This window comes from Prosthecobacter sp. (assembly GCF_049294395.1).
Taxonomy (GTDB): Bacteria; Verrucomicrobiota; Verrucomicrobiia; order Verrucomicrobiales; family Verrucomicrobiaceae; genus Prosthecobacter.
The window spans coordinates 1-13,060 of record NZ_JBAQCR010000411.1 but is presented as its reverse complement, the minus strand read 5'-3'; the positions used below and the strand labels follow the sequence as shown (position 1 = coordinate 13,060).

The following is a 13,060-nucleotide window of genomic DNA, read 5'->3' as shown; positions in this document are numbered from 1 at the left end:
TCAGAGTTCTGAAGTTGGATGGTGCAAATATGAAGCGGGTCTCATGCTGGTTTGACTGTGCTGCTATTCCACCGCACTTTGACAGCATCATGTCACGAGCCCAATCTCAGCAGCATCCTGTGGCGGCGCGGCGCAAAGCTCTCGGCTGGTCGCAGGATGACCTGTCACTGCGGGCAGGGGTCCCGCGCAGTTCAGTCAGCGCGATCGAGGCCGGGCGGCTGACACCTTCCGTGACTGCGGCACTGGCCGTGGCGCAGGCGCTGGAATGCAGCGTGGAAGAGCTGTTTGGTCCGGGTGACAAGAAAGCGGGGACGGAGTGGTCATGGGCCTGGAGGCCGCAGGCGGATTCGGGTCGCTATTGGGAGGCCGAGGTCGGAGGCTGCAAGTGGCTGTATCCGGTGGAGACGCTGCCAGGCAGCGCGTGGGCGCACGATGGCCTCTGCCGTGAGAAGGTGCTGCATGAACGCAGCGACTGGGAACCCAAGCAGACACTTGTGCTGGCAGGCTGTGATCCGGCGGCGGGACTGCTCGCGGCAGAGTATGCGGCGGCCTCGGGGTTTCGGCTGCTGGCTTTTCCGCGCGGCGGGGGGGCTGCACTGGAACTATTGGAACGTGGGCTGGTGCATGTGGCGGCGCTGCACCGCTCCACCGTGGAGCAGCCGGACCGCAATGCGGAGACGGTTCGCGAGAGGCTCGGGGGAGGGTATCGATTGCTCCGCAGTGCGGACTGGGAGGAGGGCATAGCTCTGCCAGCGCAGGATCACACGCGGAGCATCGCGGCCTGCGCCCGGCAGGTGCGCCACTGGGCCATGCGTGAGCCGGGCTCGGCGGCGCGTGAGTGCCTGGATGAACTGCTGGGGAAGCCGCATGCTTCAAAGCGCATCCTGCTGAGCCACCAAGCTGTGGTGGAGGCCGTGCGTGGTGGCTGGGCGGAGGCAGGGGTGTGTGTGAGGCTCTGCGCCGAGGATGCCGGGCTGCACTTTCTGTCCGTGCGCAATGAATCGCTCGATCTATGTTTCTCGGCCGCCATGGAGCGCGATCCGCGCATTCAGGCGCTCATTCGCCTGCTACGGAGCCGGGCGCACCGCAGGCTGATTGATGAACTGCCGGGGTATGACGCGAGCCATACTGGCGATTTGATCACGGTTTGACGGCTTCGGGAGCTGCGGCAGTCGGCTTCATGGAGACCAGGCGGGTGGTGACCTGCTGGTGAACGGGCATGGGCTTGCCCTCCACTTTGAGCTGAATCGCGGCGGAAAAGACGGCCAGGGAGATGGTTTTGCGTTCCAGATCATAGAAGACGTGTCCGTTGACCTTGGAATTGTCCCCGAAGGTCACGGAGCGCTCGGTGTCGAGTTCGCGGCCAGTGCTGTCTTTGTCGGGTTTGGATTTCATGGTGCCTTCGAAGGCGATCTGGGCCTGACGGCGACCTTCGCGGTCAACGACGCCGTCGAATTTGGCGTTCAGCTTCACCTGAACCGTGCCGGCCTGGGGGAAGGGGACGAGCTCGTCGGAGATCCACTTGTCACCCGGGCGGACGGGGATTTTGGGCAGGCCCATTTCCAGCGAGCGGCGATAGAGCGTGGCCAGCTGACGGGCGGTAGCGATGGAGTTCAGGTCGGGTTCGACGTCACCTGTGACCATGGAGCCCATGTCTTTGGCATCGACGAAATTGTCCTTGGCATCATAGACGAGGGTGAAGCCTTTGCCTGCAGTCCCGCCGAGAGTTTGCTGCAGCTGGGGGCTGGATGAGCCGGGGTTTCTGGAATCAAAGACATAGCTTTTGCCTTCGAAGGTCATTTCTCCCAGAAGGGCTGCGATGAGCACTTTGGCTTCGGTCTGGTCTGCGGGCGTCTTGCTGACAGTGATGGAAGTGATCTGATGAAGGCGCATTTTCTGGTCGGTGGTTTTGCCGAGAGCCGTCAGAAAATTGGTCGTGTCGGTGTCTGATTCCTGGATGTAGGTCACACCGGGTTCCCAGTGCAGCTTCAGCTCCACAGGAGAATCCTGGGCGGGATAAGAGAGGGGAAGGCAGAGAAAAGAAGTGGCCAGAAGCGCAGCGGTGCGGAGCATGGCCCGAGGTAAGCGAAAGACCGTGGGTTTGCAATACGGCTCTCCTCTAAGAGCTGGTGGTTTCTGGCATGGGGAGGAAATCAATTGGGAAGTTGGCACGGTTTCGGCTTTAACCTATTTTCGCAAAAGATTGGGCCAGGAAATTTCATCTTCCCAAGGTTCTGATCGTTGCAATTCGTGAACCACACTACTAATTGCCGTTAACCATGAAAAAAGTCGAAGCGATCATCAAGCCGTTCAAACTGGAGGATGTCAAAGAAGCCCTCTCCGAAGTCGGAGTCGAAGGCATGACTGTTGTTGAGGTCAAGGGATTTGGCCGCCAAAAGGGCCACACCGAGATCTACCGTGGCAGTGAATACACCGTCGATTTCCTCCCGAAGGTAAAGATTGAGGTCGTCGTTGACGACAGCCGTGCTGACGCAGTGGTTGATGCCATCGTCAAGGCGGCAAACACGGGTAAAATCGGCGACGGCAAAGTCTTCGTCAGCGCCGTGCTTGACGCCATCCGCATTCGTACCGGCGAGCGTGGTGCCGATGCTGTTTCCAGCAGCTAGTTTTCCACCCCCAAAACTGCCAATCATACATAGAACCCATCTGCGGCGTGCCGTTGGTGGGTTTTTTGTTGCCTTGGTTCAAGCAGCATTGTGACAGTTTCGTCACATAGGGGTGGTCTGGTTGCCTTGACAGCACCCATGCTGCTCGCTCTAAATGGCGGCCCCGTCCCACTGACGGGTTCTCCCAATGATTTCATTCCAAAAGATTTTCGGCAAATCGGATGTGTTTTACGATCTGCTCGAATCCAGCGCCAGTCACGCCCGGCAGAGCGTCCAGTCCCTGCACAAGCTGCTTTCAGACCCAGCCGCACCTCAGAATCTCGATGCCTTCATCGCCGCGCGCCGCGAGGACAAGAAGATCACGCAGCAGATCGACGAGGCCCTGTGCAAAACTTTTGTCACCGAGCTTGAGCGTGAGGACATCGAGTCGCTGGCCAATGCGCTGTACAAGATTCCCAAGACGGTCGAAAAAATCGCCGAGCGCCTCCTGATATGCTCGGAGCGCCTGGTTGGAGTGGATTTTTCCCGTCAGGTCAAACTGATGGACGCTGCCGCTGAGATCGTCCTCACCATGGTGGTCGAGCTGCGCAAAAAGATGCATCTCGAACGCGTGAAGGTTTTGAACGACAAGATCCAGCAGGTCGAGGGGGATGCGGACAAGCTCATGATCGAGTGCCTGCGGACGCTCTATACGGCCGAGAAAGACGCGGTGCTGGTCGTCATCCTCAAAGATCTCTACGACCTGATGGAAAAGGTCGTGGATCGCTGCCGTGACGCGGGCAACGTCGTGGCCCACATTGTCTTGAAGAACTCCTGACCGCCCGCCGCGCATGACCCTCGTTCTTACCGTGGTGCTGGTGGCGTTGATCTTTGAGTATATCAACGGTTTCCATGACACCGCCAATTCTATCGCGACCGTGGTGTCCACGAAGGTGCTCACGCCGCGCATGGCGATCGTCCTGGCCGCTGTGACGAATCTGGTGGGTGCGTTGTTTGGTACGGCGGTGGCTAAGACCATCTCCTCGGGGCTGGTGGATTCGGCATTTGTCACCACGCAGACCATCATTTGTGCGCTGCTGGGAGGCATCATCTGGAATCTGATCACCTGGTGGTTTGGCATGCCCTCGAGTTCGAGCCATGCTTTGGTCGGCGGGCTTACCGGGGCAACACTGGCGACAGCAAGCGGCAACTGGTCAGTGCTTATCTGGTCCAAGGCACCTGCAGCCGGGAAGCCATGGTTCGAAGGCGGAGGCCTGCTCTACAAGGTCGTGGTGCCGATGATCAGTTCACCGATTGCCGGACTGTTGCTCGGGTTCCTGGTGATGTCGTTTCTCTATCTGCTGATCTCGACCTTGAACCACCTGTTTGGTGTTCTCAAACCGCACATGGTCAGCGGCGTTTTTGGCAAGCTGCAGATCTTTAGTGCGGGCTTCATGGGTTTCAGCCATGGCTCGAACGACGCGCAGAAAACGATGGGCATCATCGCCCTGGCCTTGCTCGCTGGAACGAAGTCCGGGGATCTGGCCCAGATACCCGACTGGCTCGGCTTTTTGCGCATCGAGTCGCTGGGGGAGAAGAGCGATCAGATTCCCGCCTGGATCAAGGTGGCCTGTGCCCTGACCATGGCTGCCGGGACGGCTGCCGGGGGCTGGCGCATCATCAAGACGCTGGGGCACAAGCTGGTCAAACTGCAGCCCGTGCATGGTTTTGCGGCTGAGACGACCGCCGCCACCGTGCTGCTCACAGCGGCACATTTTGGCATGCCGGTTTCTACGACGCATGCCATCACGACCAGCATCATGGGGGTCGGTACGGCAAAGCGGTTAAACGCGATCAAGTGGAACGTGGTCACGCGGATTATCTGGGCCTGGGTGCTCACCATTCCGGCCACCGGGCTGATGGGTTATTTGCTCTTTAAGCTGTTCGGCACTCCGGTGTCGTGACTTCATCCAAGGCGGACCTCAGTGCACCCACCATGCGCTGGATTTCATCGAGCGTGATGCAGAGCGGCGGCATCAGGACGATGGTGTTGCCGATGGGGCGTGTTAGCAGGCCGTGTTTGCGGGCGGCGAGGCAGACTTTGGAGCCCAGGCTCAGATCGGGTGAGCCGATGGTCATCGCTGCGATCATGCCGCACTGGCGGTAGCCGGGAAGATCTGCCATGAGCGCGCCTAAACGGGCAATTTTGTCAGGCAGTTGCTCAAGCACGTGTTCGTCACGGAACACCTGAAGACTGGCGAGTGCAGCGGCGCAGCCGAGCTGGCTGCCGGCGAAGCTGTGACCGTAGAAGAAAGTGCGACCTTCGTGTGGCTCGCCCAGAAAGCCTTCAAAGACACGTTCCGTGGTCAGAGTGACGGCCAGGGGGAGGTAGCCACCGCTGAGCCCCTTCGCGAGGCAGAGGAAATCCGGCACGACGCCTTCATGCTCACAGGCAAACATTTTCCCCGTGCGGCCGAAGCCGGTCATCACTTCGTCGAGGACTAAAAATACATCCTTTTCGGCGCACCACTCATCCAGCTTTCTCAGCATGCCCTGCGGCCAGAGGCGCATGCCTGCGGCACCTTGAATGAGAGGTTCGATGATCACGGCGGCGATTCGGTTGCGGTCATCGAGGGGCAGGGAGTCCAGAGAGTCCAGACTGGGGACGGTGATAACACGGTAGCCAAAGTCGTTGCCGCTGCCTTTGAAGAGAGGGATACCACCCAGGCTGGCGGCACCGAGGGTGTCGCCATGGTAGGCACGGTCAAAGGCGATGAGGGTGTCACGCTCCGGCCTCCCGTTCTGCTTCCAGTACTGCAAGGCCATGCGCACGGCAGACTCGATGGCGGTGGAGCCGTTGTCGGTGAAAAAGGCGCGGTTGATTTTGCTGCCGGGCAGCAGATCGACGAGTTCCTTGGCCAGCCGGATCGCGGGTTCATGGGTAAAGCCAAGAAAAGAGGTATGGGCCACTTTGCCCAGTTGCTCAATAATGGCGGCATTGATGACCGGATGGGTGTGACCATGGGCGTTCGTCCAGATGGAGGCGTTGCCGTCGAGGTACTCATTGCCAAACTGGTCACGCAGGGTGCAGCCGTGGCCATCCACCAGCATCAGCGGGGTGTGCTCCGGCGCACACCACTGCCGCATGGGGGTGAAAGGGTGCCAGAGATGTTGTTGATCGAGGCTGGTCAGGTCGGGAAGATGTGGCATGGGGTTTGCTTTCTTTTTATCTTACAATCCTTTCTTCATGAACTGGCGTTGTTAATTTTTGATTAAAGACTGCCCATGCCATGGCTGATCACAAAATGCAGGCAAGCAAATAGCATCAGGCACAGAGCCACCGTGCAAAAAACTGGCACCGAATAAAGTCTTGCCGGTTGAAACATTGCATGACCAACCAGGCGTGATCACGATCACTTCTTCATCAGCTTTTTCACCATCTCCGCGACTTCCTTTGCCCCTGCGGGATCATATCCGGACTTCACATACGCGACCTTGCCATCCGGGCCGATGACGACGGTGTGGGGAATGCCTTCGACACCGAAGTTCTGGCCGACGCGCTGATTGGCATCCAGGGCGACTTCGAATTTCCAGCCACGGGTTTCGAGGAAGGTTTTCACGGTCTCCTTGTCTTCGGCCTGATTGACGCCGATGAAGCGGACTTGTTTCGGATCAAAGGCCGCCATTGCATCGATCATCTGCGGCAGTGATTTGATGCAGGGGCCGCACCAGGTGGCCCAGAAGTCGAGGACGATGACTTTGCCTTTCTCCTTCGTCAGATCAAAATCGTCACCGGCAAGCAGCGGCAGTTTGAACGGCTTGGCGTCCTGATTGAGCAGCGGCGAGCTTTGTCCGCCGGATTCGGGGAGCACGGGTTCGGGGGCGAACTTCAGTTTCCACTCACGCAGGGCCAGCATGGTGGCGCTCTCCGGTGGCGTGGTGGTGCGAATCACATAGATCTGCGGCAGCGGCACGCGGCAGCTGCCGAGAAGCGGGCTGGTGCCAAACACCGCATCTTCGGCGAAGCGATCCACCTTCAAACCAAGTCGTCCGCCATTGTTCAGTTGCAGCCAGTGCGTGATGACGGGCGGCACACCTTCTTTGTCCTGGGCTTCGAAGGCGGCGCTGACGGCGTCCGCCGGTTTGATCAACCACACGGCCGCCTTCACGCGGTCGCGTGGCACCTGGATCGTCTCCATGCCTGAGCGGATGGCAAAGTGATTTGCCGTGGCCGCCTCGATCACGCCGCGCAGCAGATCACCGTTCGCGGCCAGCAGAGCGTGCCGTGGCGGATCTTCTTTGCGGAAGCGCGGGACGGTGAGCGCATTCTCCTTGGCCCGTGCATCCACCAGCGGCACTGCCACACGCCCGGGAGCGATGCGCGCGCTGAAGGCATTGATCTTGACCGCACGCTCGCCATTCCCCCACAGGCTGAATGGCTCGATGATGATGCCGCTGCCGGAGCGCATCTTCGGAGTGAGCTGAATTTTGCGCGCGGAGACGCCCTTGAAAAAGACTTCGATGGAGTTCTCCGCGATGGCGATGCGGACGGGCATGGATTCGCTGGTGCGCAGGCGGAACTGCCGGTCCATCTGCTCATCACTGGCTTCGAGGCCGAAGCACACCTCGCTGCCTATGTGGCCGAACAGGAGGTTCGTGCTCGGTGCGGCGGGATTGATGCCATCGCAGTACAAACGCATCCGCAGGGCGGAGAAGCCGTTGTTGACCAGGGTGAAGTTGATTTCATTCACCTGCATGAAGGCCGGATGTCCCCATGAACCGCCGGTGTTGAAAGCGATCTCCGCCTTGCCGTTGCGTTTCACCTGCTCGGCATTGCCGCGCATACGCTGCCAGCCTGGATCTTCGAAACCATCGAGATTCAAGGAGGCGCCTCCGAACTGAATCGCCTGGAGCTTGTCGGCGGGCAGGTGTTTCACCTCAGCTACGTCGGATTCCAGATCCACCTGTTTTGCGTCAATGGCCCGCAGCCTGCCGGGGATCACATCGCCATCCTGCAGGTAAAACAGCGCTTCGCTGCGCATGCCTGCCGGCTGGTCCGCAACCGCACGGGTGATTTCCATCTCACCGGTGCTGGCCATGGCGACGGGCTTGAGCGCGCCGACCGGTTTCCAGCGTGGCTGAGCCTCGCCGCCGGCGGCGAGTGTGCCGTGCAGCACATTGTTGTTGATGGAGAGTGTGTCGAGCGTTGCCATGTCGATCTTCTTCTCAGCGCTCTCGAAGCCTTTGAACTCCAGGTGATGCAGCGTGGTGATCTTGAAATTCACCGGTGCCTCAGAAAAAGTGGTTTTGAAGGTGGCCACTTCATTGCGCACCTGCATCAGCGTGCCATTCACCCATTCACCATCCGTGAACCACATTTCCGTGAGGGGAGGCGCTGCCTGGAAAAAGGGTGAGACCTCGGGCATCATCTCCACGGCAAGCACCTTGTCCCATGGCAGGCTGGTCTCCCTGCCATCCTGGGTGCGCACGGTCAGGGACGTTGCGTCGGCATGCACGGTTTTCGCTTTGAGATAGCGCCCGTCGGTCAGTTCGATGCGTGGCCGCACATTGGTGATGTCTGCCGGCAGTGAGCCATCCCATTCACGGATGCGCAGCGCTTCCAGGGTCAGATCGGGACCTTTGTTGAGAAGTGTCAGGCCGGTGGGGCTGGCTTCTTGAGCTGCACCGGCAGCATTCGTCTGCGCCTGCTTCACAGCCTCTGCCCGGACCTGCACCGCGCCTTGCACCACGCCAAGCAGCGCTCCAAAAAGACCACCGCCGCCCGCGGCTCGCGCCGCCGGTTTTTTTTCCTCGGTCTTCGCGTCTTTGGACGGCTCCGGTGAGTCCACCGGCGGCTTGCTCGTCTGCGCCAGCTTTTTGCCATCTGCACCATAGATGGAGCACAGGCCGGTTTTACGATTCCAGAACAACGTCAGCGTGACACGCCGTGTCTCGTCGCTGAGCTTTTGCACACTTTCAAACACGCGGCCTTGCAGCACGACGTCATCGGCCCAGGTCTCCACGATCACACGCTCGTCGTCCGGCGCCTTGAGTTCGATTTTAAACTCAGGCCTGACAGTCGAACTCAGGGTAAACTGCATTTCCACCTGCTCTGGGGCTTCGATGGGAAGAGTGGCGCGGTGGTTCCAGCCCACCTGCTGCAAAGCCGCGCCCGGCACCATGCGCCAGAGCTTTTCTTTGGCTTGTGTGCTTCCCTCTGATCCGGATTCAATCCAACCGCTGGTGCCCGCCAGAGCGGGGAGTGGCATGCCTTCAGCCTTCAGGCGCTGCACACTCACCACCGCTTCACGCAGCACCTGGATGCTGCCAAAGCGCGCGGATTTTACGCTCAAGGTCTTCGCATCCATTCCGGTGACCGTGCCATACAGGCGGCTGCCGTCTGCAAGACGAATGCTGAAAGCTTCCTCCGTTTTGGCATCCGTTTTGAACCGGTTCACGCGCTTCAGCACATCCATGCTGACTTTGAAATCTTCGCTGAACATGGGCGTGCGCCAGATCACATGACTGTCTTCGACGCCCACGAAGTGGCCACCGACCCACTCACCGTTCTGCCAGTGCAGCTCGGACGCACGGTTGCTGCTGCCCACCAGCATCAGCGCAATGATGAAGTGTCTAGCGTTCATAGATCGGCAGGAAGCGGTAGTTCAAAGCCAGGGCCAGCAGCGACATGCCGGTCTCATACGCACCCGTGCCAAAACTGCCGTCAGGAGCCTGGCTTTCGCCCAGCGCACGTGCGGTGGCGGTGTTCCATTTTTGCCAGGAGGCGTAGTCACCCTGAAACAAGGCCTGCGCCATGTAGTAGCGGAAGTACTCTTTGTAGCTGCCTTCGTTGTGCTCCAGACGCTCGGTGATGTGCTTGAGCGTGGCCTTGAACTCCTCGCTGTCCTTGTGCTTTGAAACGGCGGCCACCAGCGTGGCGATGGCGCTGCGGTTCATGGACTCGCCAAAGCCGCCGAACCCCCCTGCATAGGCCACGCTGCCATCCTTGCCGGTGCTGCGCCTCATGTAGTTCAGCGCATTGTCGATGACTTCATCGGAGACCGCCATGCCGGCGTTGCGTGCGGCGAGCAGTCCCATCAGCACCGCGCCGGTCACCGAAGTGTCCGCGTCAGTCGAGTTTGGCATGTACCGCCATCCGCCCCAGCGGTTCGCTTTCTGCGCGGTGCCGGCACAGCGGATCGCCAGTTCGAGCGCCTGCCCGATCGTGCGCACCGGCTTGCCGCCTTCCCACAGCAGGGATTCGTCCACCGCACCATAGGCTTCCGAAAGCGAGAGCATGGCAAAGCCATGATGATACATGCTGTTCGGAAGGTAGCCGCTGGCCGCATCCTGGCTGCGGATGATCGCACGCAGTGCGCGGCGTATGTTGGGTGCATAACGTCCAAAGTTCGGATCTTCACCGCTCGCGAGAAAGGCCATGAGGCAGATGCCATCGATGCCGGCGCCATCATGCCCGCCCTGCCAGTTTCCTGCATCGCTTTGCTTGGAGGCCAGCCACGCCAGGCCGCGCTCATACACGGTTTCAACTTCCTGCGGGATCGCGCCGCCGAAACGCAGGGCGGGATCCTGTGAAAAAGCATTTGTAGTGATCAGCAGGTAGGAGAGCAGGAAGGCCAATGCTCCGCCCAAACTGCGGCGGGCATCTGAGCCGCATGCAGCTGTCAGTGCGGTCTTCACCATGGATGGTTCGTTTTTCGTCATGTTCGTTTCGTCACTGATCAATCATGAGTCCGCCGTTGAAAAGGATCTGGGGGCCGTTGGCCTGTACACCCTGCTTCTTGCGCTGTTCATGATTGTTCTTGATGCCCTCCCAGTACTGCATCGCGTCGGGCAGATCGCGATCCTTGCAGAGCTTCCACTGCTCAGGAGTGAGGATGGCCTGCATCTCTTTTTCCGCCACGCCCGCAAGCGGGACCAGGGCGTAGTAGTATTGCAAAAACCATTGGGGGGACATGTAGCGTTCGATGTCTGGCAGGTACTCGGCCAGCACTTGTTGGACGGCGATTTCGATCTTGGCGCTTTGATCGGATGAGAGTTTGCGGCGGCGGTCCAGTTCGGAGGTGCACATCGCTGCCATGGCCTTCAGGCGGTAGTCCTGCCGCTCATCGGCCACGTGCTTGAGCTTTTTCAGCTGGGCTTCATCCAGGGTGGTTTGCAGCGCTGTTTTCCACAGTTCCGTGTTTTGCGGTTTGGTATCAGTGCGGCTGAAATTCGCGCGCGCGGTGCCTGCAAGCGTCTGCAGGAGGTTCTTGGGTGTCGCGGTCTGTACGCTCTGGCGCACGAAATTTTCAGTAAACTGGCGCCAGTATTCCAGACTGGTCTCCACCGCTCCTTTTGCGGCTGTGGTGAGCTTTGCGACGGCAGGTTCGGGAAGGGACAGCAGGCGTGAAGCTTCCTCGACCTGCGGCATCATCGCCGCCATGGTCCTGCTCCGTTCCGCGACAAACATCTTGTAAAGGTGCTGCGAGATCGCCGCCTCCATGTCCGGCGCCTCGGGGAAGGTGCCGTTCATGTCAGGCATGACGTTGCGCGATGAATTGTTGGTGGAGGCGATCAATTCCTTCCAGTGTTTCAACTGCACATCGTCCAGAATGGCGCGCGCCATCTCCTCCTTCACTTTGCCCGCGTTTTGAAACAGCTGGGTGACATTGTAACTCCAGTACTGCTGACGACGCTGATCCATGAGCGGCTGCATCAGTTCGACCAGCAGCGGTTCCAGCTGCGTGCGTTGCTCCTGGGAAAGTGCGAGCATCTTGTCCATTTCAGCAAGGCAGACGCGCGAGATCGCCAAACTGTTGCGCTGCTCGCGCTCCTTGTTTTCAGTCGACATGCGTGTGCGCTCTTCTTCGGTCAGCAGCTTCTTGATCCCCTCTTTCCAGATGGGCAGCTTGATGGCCTGGAGGTCTTCGTTGACGCCAAAATACACGTTGCCGCGGATGCGCTTGCGCTCTGTGACCGAATAATTCCTTGCCTGCTGCAGCCAGCCCTTGCGCGCCTGTTTCAGCGATTCTTGAATCGCTTCTTTGGACAGCTGCTCCAGCGCCTTTTGCCGCTCCTTGTTCAAATTCAGCGCCATGACGATGCCGTCGATCTCCGTCCCCATGGTCATCTCCATTTGCTGCTCCGCCTGCTGCTCGGAAGGCTTGATCATGTCGGCCACCTCGGATTCCGCCTTGCTGCGTTCCTCCTTGTCGGTCTTTTGCCATTGGGCGATCTGCTCTGCAGGCAGCACGCCGGCCACTGCGGCTTCCCAGGCCTTGTCCCAGGCTTCGCCACGGGGACGATCAAAGCGGATGTAGAAGTAGTTGCGGCCCATCATGGTCTCACGCGCAGCGGGCGGCAGTGTGCGCAGCATGCTGGTGGCCCGTTTTCTCTCCGCGTTGCTGAGCCGGTCCAGCAGGCTTTCCGCCGCCTTGTTCAAGGCCGTGGTCTGATCGTCCGAGAGTTCGAGCTTCTTCTTCATCAGCTCAATCTTGGCCCGCAGGTCCTCATTCATCGGCCCGCGTGATTCACGCACCCAGCGTTCAAGATAAGCGGAGATATCCTTGTCCACCTGCTGCCGGGCCTTCTCATCCGCTTCATGCCACGTGGCGTAGCGTGCTTCGCCGAGTGTTGCTTTCAAAGCGGCCAGCCATGCCGCATCTTCATCGGGTGGCGTCCAGTCTTCGATGGGCTCGTTGGGGCCTGCCACATCCGGCTTCCACATGCCGATGTGCCGGATGGCCGCAGAGTCCGAGGTGCGTGACAAATAGGTGCGCATCATCATCACGGCAAGCGGCTGCCAGGATTTCACCGTCGTCTCCACAGCTTTCTTGGACTCCGCCTGCAACTTTGTTTTTTCCTCCGGCGAAAGTTTGACCTCTGTGTCGATGGTTTTGACCACCTCCTCCATGTGGGCGGTGAGCTGCTTCTGCTTTTCCGGCACGCACGCTTGAACAAAGTCAGCCAGCACCTTCTCGACCGCTTCTGAAAGAGGCTTCTTCAGGTCGGACCGCGACGGTGCCTGTGCCTGCGTTCCACCGGAACTGGTGAGAACAATTGCCAGCAGCATCAGCTTGATCATTTCGCCCCGCCTCCTGCTTCCAGTTTGTTGAAATACGCATCCAGCCCGGTCTTGAATTCTTCCGGCAGCTCACGCCCTGTCTTGCCGGTCGCCTGGCCCACCGGACGTGCGTTCACATTCGTTTCTGCGTCCGAGCCGGGTCCCAGATCCGACAGCGCTGCTTCAGCGCTTTCTGCGCCTGCACCGCCACCACCTCCGGGATTTGAACCGCCTCCGCCGCCACCCTTGCCCTGACGTTTCGCCTGCAGCAGCAGTTCGATGGCTTCTGTCTCCGCTGCTATCGCCGGCGCTCCCGTGTCAGACTTGTCGAGAATGCCCGCCGCCTCATCCATCACCGTCATCACCGCGCTGAGCAGCTTCAGTTCCTTGC

9 protein-coding genes and 1 pseudogene are annotated in these 13,060 nt (G+C 59.7%); 4 read left to right on the top strand and 6 right to left on the bottom strand.

Features of this window, described 5'->3' with window-relative positions; genetic code table 11:
- Window positions 1-89 precede the first annotated feature (89 nt).
- Complete coding sequence (locus WAW39_RS28160; protein WP_422322724.1) at window positions 90-1,151, top strand: substrate-binding domain-containing protein; 1,062 nt, start codon at window positions 90-92, stop codon at window positions 1,149-1,151.
- Here WAW39_RS28160 and WAW39_RS28155 read toward each other — a convergent pair.
- The gene (locus tag WAW39_RS28155) at window positions 1,141-2,073 is read right to left on the bottom strand and encodes a hypothetical protein (RefSeq protein WP_422322722.1); all 933 of its coding nucleotides are present in this window, start codon (window positions 2,071-2,073) and stop codon (window positions 1,141-1,143) included. The genes WAW39_RS28160 and WAW39_RS28155 overlap by 11 nt on opposite strands.
- Before the next feature lie 206 nt (window positions 2,074-2,279).
- Here WAW39_RS28155 and WAW39_RS28150 point away from each other — a divergent pair, with 206 nt between their 5' ends.
- The 3 genes from WAW39_RS28150 to WAW39_RS28140 all read left to right on the top strand — a co-directional run bounded on the left by WAW39_RS28150 (window position 2,280) and on the right by WAW39_RS28140 (window position 4,570).
- A complete protein-coding gene (locus WAW39_RS28150) occupies window positions 2,280-2,627 on the top strand; it encodes a P-II family nitrogen regulator (RefSeq protein ID WP_184344828.1) in 348 nt (115 codons plus the stop codon).
- Window positions 2,628-2,814: 187 nt separating this feature from the next.
- Window positions 2,815-3,444 carry a DUF47 domain-containing protein gene (locus WAW39_RS28145; RefSeq protein ID WP_422322719.1) on the top strand — a complete coding sequence of 210 codons (630 nt, stop codon included), beginning with the start codon at window positions 2,815-2,817 and terminating at the stop codon, window positions 3,442-3,444.
- Window positions 3,445-3,457: 13 nt separating this feature from the next.
- Complete coding sequence (locus tag WAW39_RS28140; RefSeq protein ID WP_422322717.1) at window positions 3,458-4,570, top strand: inorganic phosphate transporter; 1,113 nt, start codon at window positions 3,458-3,460, stop codon at window positions 4,568-4,570.
- Here WAW39_RS28140 and bioA read toward each other — a convergent pair.
- From bioA to WAW39_RS28115, 5 genes and pseudogenes are all read right to left on the bottom strand, one after another.
- Window positions 4,542-5,816 (bottom strand): adenosylmethionine--8-amino-7-oxononanoate transaminase, encoded by a 1,275-nt coding sequence (gene bioA / locus WAW39_RS28135; RefSeq protein WP_422322715.1) that lies wholly within the window; start codon window positions 5,814-5,816, stop codon window positions 4,542-4,544. The two genes, WAW39_RS28140 and bioA, sit on opposite strands and share 29 nt — an antisense overlap.
- Window positions 5,817-6,019: 203 nt before the next feature.
- On the bottom strand, window positions 6,020-9,250 hold the full coding sequence (locus tag WAW39_RS28130) for a TlpA family protein disulfide reductase (protein ID WP_422322713.1): 3,231 nt from the start codon (window positions 9,248-9,250) through the stop codon (window positions 6,020-6,022).
- Window positions 9,240-10,328 (bottom strand): squalene--hopene cyclase, encoded by a 1,089-nt coding sequence (locus tag WAW39_RS28125; RefSeq protein ID WP_422322711.1) that lies wholly within the window; start codon window positions 10,326-10,328, stop codon window positions 9,240-9,242. The genes WAW39_RS28130 and WAW39_RS28125 overlap by 11 nt, the downstream gene beginning before the upstream one ends.
- A 10-nt stretch (window positions 10,329-10,338) precedes the next feature.
- Window positions 10,339-12,678 (bottom strand): hypothetical protein, encoded by a 2,340-nt coding sequence (locus WAW39_RS28120; RefSeq protein ID WP_422322709.1) that lies wholly within the window; start codon window positions 12,676-12,678, stop codon window positions 10,339-10,341.
- A gap of 8 nt (window positions 12,679-12,686) precedes the next feature.
- Window positions 12,687-13,060, bottom strand: a pseudogene (locus WAW39_RS28115) (hypothetical protein); the annotation flags it as partial.